Here is a 13936-nt window from a genome sequence, read left to right on the forward strand (position 1 = left end):
CTCCTGATGATGCGAGTTGGGCGGAGCCTCCTGATGATGCGAGTTTGGCAGAGTAGCCTGATGATGCGAGTTGGGCGTAGTCTCCTGAATTACCCTTTCCCACCTTACATTTTTCCAAGACGAAGTCTACTGCCAATTTCACGAAATCAGCGAATTTAAACTCTGCCTTGATGGAAATTTTGGATGAGGCGACTTTATCATCTTCTCTATCAATCGCTCCACTCTGTTCTACTTCGCAAAAGCGTGCGATATGCCCGTCTTTTTCAATAAGGTAATGTTCGAACACATCCATAGGGTTTTCCCAAGCATGAAAGCCATTGTTGCACGCTTTTGTCTTACCTTTTTGTTCATACTCCTTACCTACCTCAAACTGGAAACCGCGGCAAGTCATGTCGTTGTTAAAACCTTTGTAGGCCTTTATTTTGTTCTCTGTTTCCATAATTTTATTTGTTAATTCTTTCCATTTTTTTAAAGATTGGAATGTTTCTGTTTTCTTACTTTCAATTGCCTTTTAACACCACACCCTGTGCATACAACTCGCATTGAGCCTTTACGCGTTTGTTTGAACTCTCCGCCACATTCGTTACAAGGGTTGCATTTACACCATTCGGCGATTGCCTTATCGCGTTCTGTGGTGTTCCTCTTAGGGAACATTTCTGGGAACAATACTCTTGATATTCTCTTGTATTCACGAGCAATCCAACGCCCGTCCTTTTCAAGGTGCAGACCATCTCCCATCATGTCGCCAAGTCTTATTAATTGCTGATGAAGTATATCTCTATCGTTCATATTCTTCTTTTGTTCTAAATGACAATCTTTTGTGGTTCATTTTATTTGGAATTTTCCAAACATGTTAGGTTCATCCGTTTGGCGGATGCCAAGGATAGCATTAACTCGTGCTATCTCGGCGTCCACCTCTTTTTCAACGGTTTTACACTTGTTTAGCACCGACATGTTTCGGCTCTTTGCATACGACCTTTGTAAGTCGCGCATTCGCGAAACTTTGTCGAAAAACTCACGACTATTCATTGGCGGTCTTTTTCTGCTCGTCCTTATGGAGATAAACGTCAAAGATTTTCGTTTCCTCAACTTTCACCACCTCGTAATTGAACATAGTTGGCGACATGACATCGTGAATGTATTTCTCGGCTTGTGCGGTCGATGCGGCTTGAACCAAGTAGATTACGTTCTGACGCTTCTCCTTTCCCGATTTTTCGTCAAGCATGATTAACGAAAGTTTGGTCTTGTAATATTTGTCGTCAGCCTCTTTGTCTGAAAACAAGACCTCCTTGTATTGCGCCTTGCGGATGTCCTTTATCTCGGCCTCACCTTGCGCGTATGCAGCCATCTCTTCGACGATGCGTTTCTCTGCCTCGCTCCACGTCATTGCGTCTATGGCGTACGCCTCCGTAACCTTCTTGACAGGGCCGTCTTCTTGCGTTTTCTCGTACTTGAATTTCACTTCGAAAAATTGTGCTATATGACTTTTCATTTTTTTTGTTTAAAATATTGTTGTTAAATAATTATATGTTTATTATTACCCAATCATTTCGGGATTGTTCTGTATGTCTCCTACTACCAAGACCTTACCTCCGTAGTCAACCACGACGATACCGTACAGCGACCACGACTTCTCGCCCTTAATCGGTCTTGGGTAAACCACATCGTAGCAATATCCGCGCACACCGCCCGTCACCACCCCGATTACCCTGCCGTCCAATCCCGCGAGGATGTCTCCATTGTAGATTTCCTTTCCTTTTAAATCCACAAGACCCGTATATTGGCCTACCGTGTCCCCGTCGACCATGAAGTCGGCAGGCTCTGTGAACGGGTTTACAAACTCGTCCCCCACGATGAAGTGCTGCCCGCGGTTAACGAAGTAGTAGCCGTGCAGCCACTTTTTGTTCTTGGTATTCCAGCCCCTGAACTTAATCTGACCTTTCATTTTCTTTTTCAATTTCCCTTTTGATTATTTCGTTGATTTTGGCCGCACTCTTGTAGTCCTCATTCTTTACGAGTTCACTACGTAAGAATAGCAATTGGTTAATGAGAACCATACTATAACGGCTATTTGTATAGTTAAGGTACTTCTCAACACGGTTAGCCAATTTCTTGAACTCCCGACAGATGTAGAGGATGCAGCAGACATTGGTGATTACCAGCAGCGCATAAGCGATTATTTTAACGTCTTCCATCATGCGAACAGTTCTAGTTGTTGGGGGTTGTACAATGATTTAAATTGGTTAATCCTAACCATCGCCTCGTTGAGTTTTGGTAAGACGGATACTCCCCTTGCGCGACTTTTGTCTTCTTCTTCGTCGTCATCGGGGATTCCCCCTCGAAAAGCAATGTCATCAAGCACTTGTTGGCAGCATTTCTTTGCCATATCAAGTCCAGCTACGATGGCCTTTTTCTCGTTGTCAAACCCCTTGTCTGCATCTTCGACAAAACGCGTAGGGGAACTTGAATACCTATCCCAAAAGCATGTCGACACTCCGAAATTCCATCGCCCATTGTCAGATTTCGCAGTCGTAATTTTAATCTGACATACGCTGTTCTTCCAATCTACGCAGACGCGCGGCGTCATGCATACTCCGTGGATATTGAACCCGAACTCCCCATGCTGGTGCACCACCTCCGAGCTGGGATGCGTACGCACCCACTCCGACCACTCGTCAGAGGTGAATGTCCGCCCGTCACACGGACACCTCATAAAATATTTTTCTTCCATTTTATTTGTTGTTATAATTTGTCAAAAGGCCTTGTTTGCGACACGTCCGTATCGCGTTCTCGATATAACATTCCGCGTTCGGCTAAAAAATGGCTATTCCCAATCATATTTCGACCAAGCGAAACGTTTGCGATGCTGGATATACTGCATGTCGTGTTGGCGGTCGTACGCCTCTCGCTCGAATGTCACATTGCGATACGCTTTGCGCCAATTCCAGAAGTAGAGCATCGCCAATACAAAGTCAATAATGTAGAGTAGGTAAAATCCGATGAACCAAAGTTCTTTTTCTTGCTCGTAGTGGATACACTCGTGGTTGTAGTCCGCGCTTGTGAAGCGCGCCCTTTGGTCGTTCCTCACGACTATCCAGCGAAGCAATGTTATCGCCTTGTATCCCTTGAAAGGAAACCAACTGCAATAAACGATTTTCATTTCACCGACCCTCTCTTCATCAACTCTTCCACCAGCGCATCGGCTAATTCAATGGATATTTTGGCAACACTATTCTTGTAATTGTTGATTAGGCCTTCTAGTTTCAGATTGGCACGGCTAGCAATCGATATGGCCGCATTAATCCTCACCTGCTGCCAATCGATAGGCTTAGCAGTCCTAACCCCCATTCTGCGATACTCGATGTCCCCGTCGGATATACGATGTTCGCACCACGTCACGTCTTTCAGGTCGTTGAAATTTGCGTTCAAAGCCTCAACTTCCGAAAGCCCTGTTGTGAGGTATATTCTTTGGGGCGCGTCTTTGATTTTTGATTTCTTGTTGTACATGTCTCCTAAATAATATTATATTTGCTGCTTCTTTTTCGTTTTAACGTATTCAATTCCAGCTAACGATAAGTTATGAAGCCGACAGGATTTTAACGCGATAGACGCGCAATTTAACATTCTTAATTGTTTCAGCTTAATGTATACCTCGTAACTTATCGCCTCCGAGGCCTGCATTTCCCGTTCTTTTTTCATCTCTTCGTGGTCGTGACGCGCAATGGTCTCGGAGCGTTCGCCTCGGAACACCGCCAGCGCGGAGGTTATCACCATCGGGTCGACATTGCCGTAGAAGCGTCCGTACCGTCCTGCTTTGAAGCGTGAGAAGAAAAGCATCAGTTCGGTTGTCTTGAGGTAGGAATACTCACTTGCGATTACCCTCGCGCACTCTTCCAGCTGCGCATCGGTTAGTTTGTTTTTACAGCCGCAGTACTCGGATAGGTTCAGCAGCTGCGGAACTAGCCACGATGTCGGCATGTTCTTTCCATAGGCCGCCCGTAATGTTCCCAGCGTGGGGGCAGAGCCGAAATGGCATCTGTCGGGATGTTCGCCGAACTCCACTTGGCGGTCGGGGTTGAAGAGGCACATAAAGTTCTCGCGGTCGCCGTACCTAGCGAGGCATGCCTTGGCCATCGGCTGCTCGGGCGTCGTCTTCGGCAAAGAGCCTGCGGACGATGTTGGCTGCCGCTTCAACTCGTTGAGCCGCTGATTGATTGTCTGTCTGATTTCCATTTGATGTCGTTGTTTGTCGGTTGTCGAAATTCCCGTCCAAAACCTTTGGGAAGTTGTTGGGGCGGAATATCCACTCGAAGCTTGCGATGAAGCCACGCCCGCCGCCTCCGTTGAGGAAGTCGCTCCGTGCGGCTTTCGCTATGGCCTCCCGCACGGCGTCGATGCCGTACTCGCGAAACCTCGCGGTTAGGAATGCCAGCCTTTGTCCTTTCAGTTTGCCGCGGACTTTTGGTATCGGCTTGTCGAACATTTCGCGGTTGAATATTTCCCGTATTTCTTCCGCATCAAACTTGGCCTCGGCCTTTTGCATGTTGTCGGTAGACAACATCTTTTCTTTCTTATCTTTCTTTTCCTTTCTTCTGTTTGTGTCCCCTATGGTGTCCCCTATGGTGTCCCCTATGGTGTCCCCTATGGTGTCCCCTTGCTCTTGGTAACGTCCATAATTACAGATGGTTAAGACTGATGTTTGCCTGTCCCTTACAGTGCGCGTTATCATCCCGTCTTTCTCTAATAGTTGTAAAAAGCGAATTATCCTTTTCCTATTCCGTCCCCAGCGTTCTGATAGGTATGAGATTGAGGCGATAGTCTGTCCGCGTTTCAGTGTAAACAGATGCGCGTCGTACATCACCTTGTGGTCATTCCATGCGGCCATTGTAAGCAAATCAAACCACCATTTGAAAAACTCCGCATCTTGGAATATCCAATGCTTGGTGATGTCGCGGCTTAGTTTTATCCAACCATCTACCATTATAAGCCTCCTTTATCCTAGAATATACTTCGCCCAATATTGCATGAACTGCTCGGCAGCATACCTTGCCAAACTCTCGTTCTTCAACATGAGGCACGCAGGTGCATAGGCGGATAGGGACATATTGTCGATATTGTGCTTCCACGCCATGCCTCCGATATTTGGAAAGCGACGTGAGAATACGGGCTGTATGTCTTCTGCCTCATCGTCTGTCATGTCTTCCAATACATCCTTTGGGTATAGTTCGAACATCGGCAAATAGCAGAAACTATGTCCACCCCATTTCCACCCCTCGTTGAGTGCGGCTACGATGATGCGCAGCTCGAAGAATGCCAACGCACACTCGTCACCCCCAATCTTGGCCAAGGCCTCTTCAGCTTCCATGTAACCAATCACATACGGGTGGCCGTATCCTAACGCCTCAATGGCATCATTGAGCGACTGGATGCGCTCTTTTACGCTGGTTGGGTGCAGATTTCGCTTCCCAAACACGCTTGCCAACTCCTGCTCCACATACTCTCGTGTTATATTCGGGCGAGTGGTGAGCGATTTGTATAGTTTGTGCAACTCGGTCTTTTTAATCGTTATTCTTGTTTTCATTGTTTTTACTTTCGCTAATATGGTTCTTTTGATAAATCCATTACAAAACCGCGTTCGGCAACATAAACGGGTTTGCCCGTGGCCTTGCCTATCTCGCTTTTAAATAGTTCCGCATTGGAGTTATTGCCGCTAAGGTGTATCAGCACAATTTCTTTCACCTGCGTAATGTCGTTTTCGGTCAACACGCCCTTGGCGGTCTGCAACTCCATGTGTGAGCGCATAAGGCGTTCGCGCATTACGGCAGGTACAAGTCCGCTGTCGATATTCCGTTGGAGTGTGGCATCAGAATAGTTGCATTCAAGCATGATGTGGTCAAGGGGCGGCAATTGCCATTCGAGCATCATCGTGTCGGTGACGAATAGAAGCTTGCCCATCTCGACATGCTCAATGATGAACCCTACACAAGGCACGTCATGCGCCACTTCAAGGACTAATATGCGAAATCCGCCAATGACATATCCGCGCATTGATTGGATTGTTTTGCATAATGTGCGATATTTAACGTCTAGCGCGACGAATACGTCCTCGATGGCTAGCACCCTTATCCCTGCCTTGATAACGTCATGTAGGGCTTTGGAATGGTCTGAATGCCTATGACTAACTAGGCAGCCGACAACGCCACGCAAGTCGTAGTCAAGTCCTCGCTTTATCTCGCGGAATGGCAAACCGCATTCGAGGATAAGCTTTTCGCCACTATCGCTCTGCAATATGTAGCAGTTCCCGCTACTGCCCGAGCCTAGGCATTTCAGTACCATTCCAAATTCCCCCTACACATTTGTTAGTAATTGGGCGCGGCATCAGTATTTTGTTCGGCTGGTGCTTGCCCTTGCGTTATTTCCCCCGTCTCCGTGTCGATATGTTCGTATTCCACGGCTTCTGCAATTATTGTTTTGCTGTTGCCATGTTCGGCGATGGTTTCATCGCGTGAATTACCAGCATCCTCAACATCCTTGTCCATTGCGGATTGCATTTCAACGGAAAGGTAGCCATACTTCGACAACAGTCGGCGTATCACGGTCTTCAATCCCATGTCGTTGAAATTTCCCTGCCACCCCACTTGTGAGGACACCGCGCCAGACTGGGCGGCAGCAATCAGAGCCTCGGCCGTGGGCTTATTCCTGCCCTTGAAAGAGGGCGAATAGCGTAAGGCGTAAGCGGCCATTTCCTCAATAGACACGTAGAGTGTCTTAGAGAAACCGTTTAACAGCTCGAAGTAGCAGAAGTAACCGACAATCTTGTCGGATTTTTTTTCTCCATCGAACGCGACCTCGCCTTTGAGCTTGTCGACCTTACGGAGTTCACCCTCATATACGAAGTCCGCGTTGATAGTGCGGTATTGCCCCGTGCGCATCGCCAGCTGGATGTAACCTTTATAACCAGGCACAAATGTTGGCGTTGGCACTTTCGACCAAGAACCATCGGGGTTTTTGACTGAATTGTTAAAGACTATGATGTATGCAAATCCCAAAGCCCTATTCAGCGGCAGGCGTAGTGTGGCTGCGCGTAGTGCTTCCAACACAACCGACTTGGCATCGCATGTCTGTAATTGTTTTTCATTTACGTATAGGTCGATTAGTGATGCCACGAAGGTATCCTTATGTTCCCCAAGGGCATTCTTAAACTGCGCTTCTATTGACGGCGCAGCGATAATCGATTTAAGTACATCGACTGGTTTTTCTTTTTTTGCGATTTCGTTTGACATAATTCTTTCTTGTTATTTAAGTGAATAATTTAGTTTATCTTTAACTGCTCGTCATCGGTGACAACCAAGCGAATGAGCTGCGATGTGGTAGGGAGTATTGAGTTGATGCTCTCTGAATTGTCGACGAATATGGGTGCAGAGATGTTTTCGGAGCGACATATAGCGTTGATGATGTCGATGCCGATATTGATAACCATCGCATTGTTTTGGGTCGAATACGGTACACCATCAACAACGGCCTCGCAGGTCTCGACCACACCTCCGTTAATCTGCGTGTCGAACATCTTGAATTTCACCATCGTGAACATGGAGTTAATCTTGCCTTCAACAAGTTTAACGCGCTCCTTGGCGAACTCCATCATTGTGTCTTCTGTCGCCTCCAACTGGGCTAATTCCTCGGACTGTATGCGGAGCTTCTTCTCTAATTCGGCAAGACGGTCTTTGGCACTTTTGACGTATTCTTCTTTCGCAAGTTCGGCCTTAATGCCGTCTATGTCGACAAGCATTCCGCGCTTAACAGATGCAAGTGCGCCCGTGTCGGGCATGTCGTCCTTGGCCTCCGCATCGATTTCAGATTGTAGTGCCTTGGCCTTGTCTTTTAGTTCAGCCAGCTCCTTGTCTGACGCCATTAATGGTGTCGCGTCGGGGGCTGCCAATTCCTTATTGAATAATGGGTTCGCTGCGTATTCCTTGATAGCCACATCATTATTGGCGATGCAGCTTTGTAAGGTCTTGATTTCAGCCTCAACGGCTTTCATCCTTTCGGAATTGCCCTTTCCGCGTGTGGTGTTGTCTTCTAGCTTTTGCTTTTTCTCTTCATTGAAATGCTCGGTCATTTCGCGCTGCTTAGCCTCGATGTCGTCAATGTCGAAGTGTCGGTGGCAAGTTGGGCAAACAAAATCCTTGTCATCAAAGGTGAGCTGTGACTTGTTGATTTCTTGCCATTCGGCAATCATTTCCTCGCGTACTTTGGCGTACTTGTCCAGCTCTTGCTGTTTGTTGGCAATTTCCTTTTCTGCTCGCGCGATTTCGCTTTTCAAAGTGTCGACCTGATAGTGCAGCTCCTGCTGCTTATTCAGCTCCTCGCGATAACCCTTATAAGCCTCATCCTTGATTTCGGCTTCACGCTTGATGATTTGGCTGTTGATGTCGCCCAACTCGCGCGACTTTTCCAAGCGTGCCCCCATCTTGTCGTTATACGCCTTGGTGATGTCGGCAATCTGCTCTTCGACCTTGGCGAGTTCGACCTTTTTTTGTTCTAGTTCTGCCCTTAGCCCGTTAAAATTTATAGGCTTGCCGTCTCTGTCGCATTCCATTGCGGTGATTTGTCGCTGACACTCATCCATGCGCTCGGGAAGAGCATCAACCTCCGCCTTGATGCACTTTTTCTTGGCGGCCACCTCGCGCTTATATTCCTCCTTCGTCTTGCCCGTCATTTGGGCAAGCAACTGCTGGAATGCCTTGTAGCCCTTGGCCACTTCCTCGTCCGATACCTCACCCGCCATGCGGAATAGCATCGCGCGCTGTACGTCCGCTGTTTGCGATGAAAAGTATAAGGGATTGGTGATGAACTTGAACACCTGCTCGGGGCATATACTCTCTATCTTCTCTGCCCAATCTTTCGTGGACATGGGGACGTCGTTATAAAGTCGTTCCTCTTTGTGCCCCGTCATTTCTTCGGTGGTCGTCCCATGTTTTTTCTGCCATTTCTCCGTAAAGCGACGCGTCAAGGTGATTTTCTCGCCGTCTACATCCAGCACCCCCGATACTTCGTGGGGCAAGCGTGGGATGGTCTGCCCGTCTTTTCCGTAGGTTTTGATGCCGAACTGCTTGCGTTCTTTACTGTCCTTGCCAAACAAAAGCCAAGTGAACGCATCAAAAATGGTAGTTTTCCCGAGACCGTTTCGCCCCGAAATGGTAGTTATACACTCGTTGAAATCAATCGTTAGATTTCTGATGCCCTTGAAGTTTATAAGGGACAACTTTTTTATTACAATTCTCTTCATTTTGTTTTAGATTTTATCTTTACATTCTGTTTAATGCTACGTGCGTTGTAGCCTTGTTGTTTATCTCTTCATTGGTCGGCACACGTTGGCTAAGCTGCCAATCCTCGATTTCCGACTTTTTGAAGTAGACTTTATTGCCCCTGCGATAGTGCGGTATCTCGCGGTCGCAAACCATGTGGCGTACACGGCTTGTCGATATGCCCAGCAATAAGGCCACTTCGTCTGTTGTAAACACGTTCTTCGAGCCGATGGTGATAAGCCGCTCGATGCGCGCCAGCCTTTCGTTCACTTCCATACGTCAGTCCTCCTTGGCTAGCTTAATCAGTTCGGGGAGCTTACCTTTTTGACCCCAATACCGCACTCCGCGGTAAAAGGCGTAACCTAGTGCAAGTCCAGTAGTCTTCGAAATCGTCATGGACGAAACCCAAAGCAACATACCCTCGCCCGCGGGCTCTGAAAATATTGCCGTCATCGCGGCGACTGCCAGCATCGCCAGCACGTAGTATCGCCAATTTGTTATAACCTTCATTGCGTCAATTGCTTATAATCCGTTCTTTCTATTAGCGGCAGTATGCCCGCCTCTTTCAGGGCGTTGTACAGAAACATCCGTCCTCGCTGCGTCCATTCTGTCGACAATCGTGTGTCGGGGCGCCCGTCCGAATGTTGAAACGCGATGGTCTTGCTGTGTACATAGCCTTTGCCCATGAACTCAGTGTACAATATCCATTGTCCGTTTACCTTGCGCTGGATGCGCATTTCTTTCAGTCGCTTGTTGAAACTTACGGCAGACATCCCGTAGTCGGCTGCAACTTGCGTTGTGGCAAGAGTACCCTTGCTTTGGAGAATGATGTTAAGGTAGTCGTTGCCTTTTTGCATTTGGGCGATAAGCTGCTTTTGGCTTGCGTTTTCGTTTTCGAGCTGCTTAATGCGCGTTTCCCTGTTGGCGATGGTCGTCTGTGCAACAAGCACAGCCTTTGCCAATATTTCGGCATCGCTCATTTCGGGGGCGGTGGCAATGTAACCGCCTGTCTTGCGGATGGATGGTAAGACTTCCGATGTCACCCATTTACGGAAGACCTTAGCTTCGGGTTTTCGGCTGTCCAATATCACATCATACAATCCGTCTTCGTTGACGAAGTTGGCATACTGCGTACGTCCTAGTGCGTCCATTATGGGTTCGGTTGAAACGACCCCATCTGAAATCCGCTCTCTTACATGTCCTTGTGTCAGTCCTAGTGCTTTACACACATCCGCAAGGCAGAACAAAGGATTGTCGGATGTGCCCGCTGTTCTAATATCGCCGAACTGGGGATTGCTGAAAATTGTTATCTGATTGTTCATGTCACTAATTATTTGTAGGAAATAATTGTTCGGCATCGCACCCAAAGTGCTGTGCCATGATGGTTCTAGCCAGTTCATCGGGGACTTGTCGCCCCGACAGCCACATCTTAACCGTGTTAGTTGAGCGATGGGTCATATTGGCCACCATTGTGATGAAGTGTTGTGCGGCCGTTGGTTTGTCCCTTTCGGCCTCGTACAGTTCTTTAAATGTTTTCTTGTTGTTCATATTTGTTTTCGTTATAACTCTGTTACACGAGGCTCGCCAAGAACCCCCAATCCTCACTTTCGTATGTTACCCCCAAGTCGTCTACGATGTTCCAACCATTCTCAGGCTTTCGCCCGTGGTTGGTCGCGTTCTTGCAGGCCTCCATCAGGCTTTTAAACCTAAACTCACTCCCGTTCTCGTTGAAGAGAACACATTCGCCAGCTTTCAAGCCAGCCGTCAATTCGTCAATATTTCTCATTTTTCTTATTGTTATTTGTTATTGTCAAAAAATATTCTTACATTTGTGCGATAGTTTTAAATCGCGGTGCAATTTGATTTTGTATTGTGATGCAAAGATAATAAGAATAAAAGTAAAGTGCAAGTAATTTGAAAAGAATTATTTGCAAAATACTTTAATTTAACGTTTGTAAACAAAATAACCTATGAGTACATACAATGAGAGATTACAACAATTGTTTGATAATAAAGGTGTTACACCTTATTATCTAAGCCAAGCCACGGGTGTATCACAAGCGACAATCAGCCGTTTGAAAGGTGATAAAACGGCTAAACCAAATATTGCTACAAATAAGAAATTTGCAAATTACTTCAATGTAAGTGCTGAATGGCTTTTGACGGGCGAGGGTGACATGCTTGCATCCTCAGATACCAATGTGATGAATGATAATACCACGTATTCTGTACCCCTGCTTCCAATTTCAGCGCAAGGCGGCTCGTTGAACGACTTCGTGGTGTCGGTCAAGAACAACGAGTGTGAGAAGATTATATCCCCAATTAAGGGCGTGGACTACGCCATAACTGTTTCGGGGGAGAGCATGTCACCCGAATATCCATCAGGTTCGCAGGTGCTTATAAAGAAAATAAATGAACGTGCGTTCATCGATTGGGGGCGTGTCTACGTATTGGACACATGCAACGGCACGGTGATAAAGCGATTGTTCCCATCAGATGCGACAGGTTGCGTAGTGTGTAAGTCCATCAATCCCGAATATCCGTCTTTCGAGGTGTCGTTGGAGGACGTGTACGGAGTGTATAGGGTATTGATGTGCATGAGTATGAAGTAATGAGGTGCAAAATGTAGCATTTTGAGTTATTCACAATATAATTGAAAGAAACATGAAAGTTATTTCTCTTACTCTGGCGTTTGCCCTTATTGGACTCGGTGTCGGAGGCCTTATAATGGCTTATAGCGGAATGTACGATATGATTGTGGTGATTTTATGTGTTTTGTTCTTCTCGTTTATCGGAGCACTTATAGGGAGTATTCCGCCCGCATCATCGCCAAAACCTGCACCCGTGTCCACAAGAAATCTAACGCCAGCATCCTCTTCGCTTATATTCCAAAGTTTTCTAAGGATTGGAGATGTCAGGGGAAAAACAATTGATGAAATCGTATCGCTGGTAGGTTTTGATTATGCGATTATTGAGAAATGTACCATATCAGATAGAAATAATGAAGCAGGGCTATATTATCGATGGAAAGAGAACGACAACGTCGTTATAACGTTGCTGTTTGGTGCGGACGGCAAGTGTATAGGAATTATAACGAAGTAGCTAGTATCGGCATTTGAACCATGCAAGCACATATGGCTAAGTTCCGTAAATTCAATTGAAAACCCAATATAAATGACTGGTAAACAGATTAATGAAATGAAAAAATTACTATTTCTAGCAATAATGTCTCTTGCATTGTTCTCTTGCAGCAAGAGTAATGATGATGAAGATAAGGACGCTTACCGCCCCGAAGTGGTGGAGATGCTGAAAGTGTTGGAGGGCAAATGGCAAGGTGAGGGCGGAGCGTCCGATGAAGTCTTGACGTTCACCCCGTTCGGTAAGCAGAAATGGATAGACGGTGCGGCAGGTGGCGTTATGTGGTTTCATGGAAACGCCACACGTGAATTTGTGTACATTGATAATACTCCACAAAAGTGGAACATGTATTTCAATGTCGACCCGAAAGAAAAGAAAATAGGGATGAACGAAACCACCCCTGATGGAAAGTACAGTATCGTGACGACAAAAGAATATTCGTACAAGATAATAGACAATAACACCATCGAGTTGCATGATAAGTCATTGTCATGGATGCATGTATATAAGTATCATCGGATAAGATAACAAGACCATGAGCAGCCCACGCGCGTACAGCCAAGACACTTTGGCGATTATGGAGCGGTTTTTCGCCGCCTTTTCTGCCTGCGTCGAGCAGGGGCTTATAAGGACGGCCAAGGACTTTTGCGAAACGAACAACATTGCCCGCCCCCATTTCTATGCCCAACGCAAGCACCGTGGGCGCGGTTTCTTCGAAGCTGGATGGTTAAGCCTACTTGTGCGCGACTACGGGGTTTCGGCCAATTGGCTGCTGACGGGCAAGGGTACGATGTTTGTACAATAATTCAAACGCATTTAGTATGAAAGGGATATTTACAATCTTGTTTTTGATGTGCTTTTTTATCAGTACTGCGGCAAAGGGCGGCAAACAGGTAGAAGAAACGGCAAGTCCGACATTCGGCGTGACTGTCGAGAGGGAGTGCGGTGTTGTTGTCATAGAAAAAGAAGTCTACCACAACGCTACCATAGAATTAAAGGCTGCCGAACTCGGAGACTTGTTTGTGGAGGGCATTAAGGTGACGGTATGGGATGAAAACGGGAATAAAATCTATAAGAAGCGATTTTCAAAATCATTCTTATACGCTTATTCTGACGGAAGCATATACATTGCGCGAGGAAATGCACTGACGCAGGTTCAGGTGCGCAAGGGCAGCAGTGGAGAATGGGAGGCGAAGATAAGGGCAAAAGGTATTTACTGACAAAAAAAAGAGGGTGTAACTACCATTTTATTTTGGTTACACCCTCAATTTAAATCAAACAAAATCTAATGTTTTACCCATCGCCTCCGCAATCGTTGCAAGAGTGTCGAGCCCTACACTATATTTACCTTGTTCTATACGGCTGATGTGACACCTTTCAATACCGCACTTGTTGCCTAGTTGAGTCTGAGACAACCCGACTTCCTTTCGTATTTCGGCTATTCTTTGCCCAATACGAATCCTTTCTTTCACCTTGTCCATATATCTATT

The 13936-nt window shown here is 46.5% G+C and carries 26 protein-coding genes; 5 read left to right on the forward strand and 21 right to left on the reverse strand.

Going from position 1 to position 13936, the window contains the following annotated elements:
* The 20 genes from F453_RS15850 to F453_RS0107130 all read right to left on the reverse strand — a co-directional run.
* Positions 1 to 439, reverse strand: a 439-nt coding sequence (locus tag F453_RS15850; protein WP_018967382.1) for a DUF7666 domain-containing protein, incomplete at its 3' end; no start/stop codon positions are given.
* A 29-nt stretch (positions 440 to 468) separates the two neighbouring features.
* Complete coding sequence (locus F453_RS0107040; RefSeq protein WP_018967383.1) at positions 469 to 789, reverse strand: hypothetical protein; 321 nt, start codon at positions 787 to 789, stop codon at positions 469 to 471.
* Between the two features lie 36 nt (positions 790 to 825).
* Positions 826 to 1029: a hypothetical protein gene (locus F453_RS0107045; protein WP_018967384.1), complete on the reverse strand. Its 204-nt coding sequence runs from the start codon at positions 1027 to 1029 to the stop codon at positions 826 to 828.
* Complete coding sequence (locus tag F453_RS0107050; RefSeq protein WP_018967385.1) at positions 1022 to 1492, reverse strand: DUF4494 domain-containing protein; 471 nt, start codon at positions 1490 to 1492, stop codon at positions 1022 to 1024. Before F453_RS0107050 ends, F453_RS0107045 begins: the two co-directional genes overlap by 8 nt.
* A 45-nt stretch (positions 1493 to 1537) precedes the next feature.
* On the reverse strand, positions 1538 to 1945 hold the full coding sequence (locus F453_RS14695) for a YopX family protein (RefSeq protein WP_018967386.1): 408 nt from the start codon (positions 1943 to 1945) through the stop codon (positions 1538 to 1540).
* A complete protein-coding gene (locus F453_RS0107060; protein WP_018967387.1) occupies positions 1929 to 2198 on the reverse strand; it encodes a hypothetical protein in 270 nt (89 codons plus the stop codon). The genes F453_RS14695 and F453_RS0107060 overlap by 17 nt, the downstream gene beginning before the upstream one ends.
* The gene (locus tag F453_RS0107065) at positions 2195 to 2731 is read right to left on the reverse strand and encodes a hypothetical protein (protein ID WP_018967388.1); all 537 of its coding nucleotides are present in this window, start codon (positions 2729 to 2731) and stop codon (positions 2195 to 2197) included. The genes F453_RS0107060 and F453_RS0107065 overlap by 4 nt, the downstream gene beginning before the upstream one ends.
* 93 nt (positions 2732 to 2824) lie before the next feature.
* Positions 2825 to 3160 carry a hypothetical protein gene (locus F453_RS0107070; protein ID WP_018967389.1) on the reverse strand — a complete coding sequence of 112 codons (336 nt, stop codon included), beginning with the start codon at positions 3158 to 3160 and terminating at the stop codon, positions 2825 to 2827.
* Positions 3157 to 3507: a hypothetical protein gene (locus F453_RS0107075; RefSeq protein ID WP_018967390.1), complete on the reverse strand. Its 351-nt coding sequence runs from the start codon at positions 3505 to 3507 to the stop codon at positions 3157 to 3159. Before F453_RS0107075 ends, F453_RS0107070 begins: the two co-directional genes overlap by 4 nt.
* 15 nt (positions 3508 to 3522) lie before the next feature.
* Positions 3523 to 4134, reverse strand: coding sequence for a DUF6633 family protein (locus tag F453_RS0107080; protein WP_018967391.1), 612 nt, complete (start codon positions 4132 to 4134; stop codon positions 3523 to 3525).
* The gene (locus tag F453_RS0107085) at positions 4112 to 4981 is read right to left on the reverse strand and encodes a hypothetical protein (protein ID WP_018967392.1); all 870 of its coding nucleotides are present in this window, start codon (positions 4979 to 4981) and stop codon (positions 4112 to 4114) included. Before F453_RS0107085 ends, F453_RS0107080 begins: the two co-directional genes overlap by 23 nt.
* A gap of 12 nt (positions 4982 to 4993) precedes the next feature.
* Positions 4994 to 5581 carry a hypothetical protein gene (locus F453_RS0107090; protein ID WP_018967393.1) on the reverse strand — a complete coding sequence of 196 codons (588 nt, stop codon included), beginning with the start codon at positions 5579 to 5581 and terminating at the stop codon, positions 4994 to 4996.
* A gap of 14 nt (positions 5582 to 5595) precedes the next feature.
* Entirely contained in the window at positions 5596 to 6336 is a 741-nt protein-coding gene (locus F453_RS0107095) for an MBL fold metallo-hydrolase (protein WP_018967394.1), read from the reverse strand.
* A 23-nt stretch (positions 6337 to 6359) separates the two neighbouring features.
* Positions 6360 to 7283: a recombinase RecT gene (locus F453_RS0107100; protein ID WP_018967395.1), complete on the reverse strand. Its 924-nt coding sequence runs from the start codon at positions 7281 to 7283 to the stop codon at positions 6360 to 6362.
* Positions 7284 to 7312: 29 nt separating this feature from the next.
* Positions 7313 to 9289 (reverse strand): AAA family ATPase, encoded by a 1977-nt coding sequence (locus F453_RS0107105; RefSeq protein WP_018967396.1) that lies wholly within the window; start codon positions 9287 to 9289, stop codon positions 7313 to 7315.
* Positions 9290 to 9308: 19 nt separating this feature from the next.
* Positions 9309 to 9584, reverse strand: coding sequence for a helix-turn-helix domain-containing protein (locus tag F453_RS0107110; RefSeq protein ID WP_018967397.1), 276 nt, complete (start codon positions 9582 to 9584; stop codon positions 9309 to 9311).
* A gap of 3 nt (positions 9585 to 9587) precedes the next feature.
* The gene (locus tag F453_RS0107115) at positions 9588 to 9818 is read right to left on the reverse strand and encodes a hypothetical protein (RefSeq protein WP_018967398.1); all 231 of its coding nucleotides are present in this window, start codon (positions 9816 to 9818) and stop codon (positions 9588 to 9590) included.
* Positions 9815 to 10630: a phage antirepressor gene (locus F453_RS0107120; RefSeq protein WP_026292500.1), complete on the reverse strand. Its 816-nt coding sequence runs from the start codon at positions 10628 to 10630 to the stop codon at positions 9815 to 9817. The genes F453_RS0107115 and F453_RS0107120 overlap by 4 nt, the downstream gene beginning before the upstream one ends.
* A 4-nt stretch (positions 10631 to 10634) precedes the next feature.
* Entirely contained in the window at positions 10635 to 10856 is a 222-nt protein-coding gene (locus F453_RS0107125) for a hypothetical protein (protein WP_018967400.1), read from the reverse strand.
* 22 nt (positions 10857 to 10878) lie between these two features.
* Positions 10879 to 11094: a hypothetical protein gene (locus F453_RS0107130; RefSeq protein WP_018967401.1), complete on the reverse strand. Its 216-nt coding sequence runs from the start codon at positions 11092 to 11094 to the stop codon at positions 10879 to 10881.
* A 184-nt stretch (positions 11095 to 11278) separates the two neighbouring features.
* Here F453_RS0107130 and F453_RS0107135 point away from each other — a divergent pair, with 184 nt between their 5' ends.
* From F453_RS0107135 to F453_RS0107155, 5 genes are all read left to right on the forward strand, one after another.
* Positions 11279 to 11920, forward strand: a complete 642-nt coding sequence (locus tag F453_RS0107135; protein ID WP_018967402.1) for an XRE family transcriptional regulator — start codon at positions 11279 to 11281, stop codon at positions 11918 to 11920.
* A 52-nt stretch (positions 11921 to 11972) separates the two neighbouring features.
* Entirely contained in the window at positions 11973 to 12410 is a 438-nt protein-coding gene (locus F453_RS0107140; protein ID WP_018967403.1) for a hypothetical protein, read from the forward strand.
* Positions 12411 to 12506: 96 nt separating this feature from the next.
* Complete coding sequence (locus F453_RS0107145; RefSeq protein WP_148295861.1) at positions 12507 to 12974, forward strand: hypothetical protein; 468 nt, start codon at positions 12507 to 12509, stop codon at positions 12972 to 12974.
* 7 nt (positions 12975 to 12981) lie between these two features.
* Positions 12982 to 13251, forward strand: a complete 270-nt coding sequence (locus tag F453_RS0107150) for a helix-turn-helix domain-containing protein (RefSeq protein ID WP_018967405.1) — start codon at positions 12982 to 12984, stop codon at positions 13249 to 13251.
* Between the two features lie 16 nt (positions 13252 to 13267).
* The gene (locus F453_RS0107155) at positions 13268 to 13666 is read left to right on the forward strand and encodes a hypothetical protein (protein ID WP_018967406.1); all 399 of its coding nucleotides are present in this window, start codon (positions 13268 to 13270) and stop codon (positions 13664 to 13666) included.
* Positions 13667 to 13720: 54 nt separating this feature from the next.
* On the opposite strand, the gene F453_RS0107160 is transcribed toward F453_RS0107155, so the two are convergent.
* On the reverse strand, positions 13721 to 13927 hold the full coding sequence (locus tag F453_RS0107160) for a helix-turn-helix domain-containing protein (protein ID WP_018967407.1): 207 nt from the start codon (positions 13925 to 13927) through the stop codon (positions 13721 to 13723).
* Positions 13928 to 13936 lie beyond the last annotated feature (9 nt).

The sequence above is a fragment of the Hoylesella loescheii DSM 19665 = JCM 12249 = ATCC 15930 genome, assembly GCF_000378085.1.
Classification (GTDB): domain Bacteria; phylum Bacteroidota; class Bacteroidia; order Bacteroidales; family Bacteroidaceae; genus Prevotella; species Prevotella loescheii.

Coding starts and splice junctions, on each gene's coding strand:
- F453_RS0107040 (WP_018967383.1), bottom strand. CDS start 789: ATGAACGATAGAGATATACTTCATCAGCAATTAATAAGACTTGGCGAC.
- F453_RS0107045 (WP_018967384.1), bottom strand. CDS start 1,029: ATGAATAGTCGTGAGTTTTTCGACAAAGTTTCGCGAATGCGCGACTTA.
- F453_RS0107050 (WP_018967385.1), bottom strand. CDS start 1,492: ATGAAAAGTCATATAGCACAATTTTTCGAAGTGAAATTCAAGTACGAG.
- F453_RS14695 (WP_018967386.1), bottom strand. CDS start 1,945: ATGAAAGGTCAGATTAAGTTCAGGGGCTGGAATACCAAGAACAAAAAG.
- F453_RS0107060 (WP_018967387.1), bottom strand. CDS start 2,198: ATGATGGAAGACGTTAAAATAATCGCTTATGCGCTGCTGGTAATCACC.
- F453_RS0107065 (WP_018967388.1), bottom strand. CDS start 2,731: ATGGAAGAAAAATATTTTATGAGGTGTCCGTGTGACGGGCGGACATTC.
- F453_RS0107070 (WP_018967389.1), bottom strand. CDS start 3,160: ATGAAAATCGTTTATTGCAGTTGGTTTCCTTTCAAGGGATACAAGGCG.
- F453_RS0107075 (WP_018967390.1), bottom strand. CDS start 3,507: ATGTACAACAAGAAATCAAAAATCAAAGACGCGCCCCAAAGAATATAC.
- F453_RS0107080 (WP_018967391.1), bottom strand. CDS start 4,134: ATGGCCAAGGCATGCCTCGCTAGGTACGGCGACCGCGAGAACTTTATG.
- F453_RS0107085 (WP_018967392.1), bottom strand. CDS start 4,981: ATGGTAGATGGTTGGATAAAACTAAGCCGCGACATCACCAAGCATTGG.
- F453_RS0107090 (WP_018967393.1), bottom strand. CDS start 5,581: ATGAAAACAAGAATAACGATTAAAAAGACCGAGTTGCACAAACTATAC.
- F453_RS0107095 (WP_018967394.1), bottom strand. CDS start 6,336: ATGGTACTGAAATGCCTAGGCTCGGGCAGTAGCGGGAACTGCTACATA.
- F453_RS0107100 (WP_018967395.1), bottom strand. CDS start 7,283: ATGTCAAACGAAATCGCAAAAAAAGAAAAACCAGTCGATGTACTTAAA.
- F453_RS0107105 (WP_018967396.1), bottom strand. CDS start 9,289: ATGAAGAGAATTGTAATAAAAAAGTTGTCCCTTATAAACTTCAAGGGC.
- F453_RS0107110 (WP_018967397.1), bottom strand. CDS start 9,584: ATGGAAGTGAACGAAAGGCTGGCGCGCATCGAGCGGCTTATCACCATC.
- F453_RS0107115 (WP_018967398.1), bottom strand. CDS start 9,818: ATGAAGGTTATAACAAATTGGCGATACTACGTGCTGGCGATGCTGGCA.
- F453_RS0107120 (WP_026292500.1), bottom strand. CDS start 10,630: ATGAACAATCAGATAACAATTTTCAGCAATCCCCAGTTCGGCGATATT.
- F453_RS0107125 (WP_018967400.1), bottom strand. CDS start 10,856: ATGAACAACAAGAAAACATTTAAAGAACTGTACGAGGCCGAAAGGGAC.
- F453_RS0107130 (WP_018967401.1), bottom strand. CDS start 11,094: ATGAGAAATATTGACGAATTGACGGCTGGCTTGAAAGCTGGCGAATGT.
- F453_RS0107135 (WP_018967402.1), top strand. CDS start 11,279: ATGAGTACATACAATGAGAGATTACAACAATTGTTTGATAATAAAGGT.
- F453_RS0107140 (WP_018967403.1), top strand. CDS start 11,973: ATGAAAGTTATTTCTCTTACTCTGGCGTTTGCCCTTATTGGACTCGGT.
- F453_RS0107145 (WP_148295861.1), top strand. CDS start 12,507: ATGAAAAAATTACTATTTCTAGCAATAATGTCTCTTGCATTGTTCTCT.
- F453_RS0107150 (WP_018967405.1), top strand. CDS start 12,982: ATGAGCAGCCCACGCGCGTACAGCCAAGACACTTTGGCGATTATGGAG.
- F453_RS0107155 (WP_018967406.1), top strand. CDS start 13,268: ATGAAAGGGATATTTACAATCTTGTTTTTGATGTGCTTTTTTATCAGT.
- F453_RS0107160 (WP_018967407.1), bottom strand. CDS start 13,927: ATGGACAAGGTGAAAGAAAGGATTCGTATTGGGCAAAGAATAGCCGAA.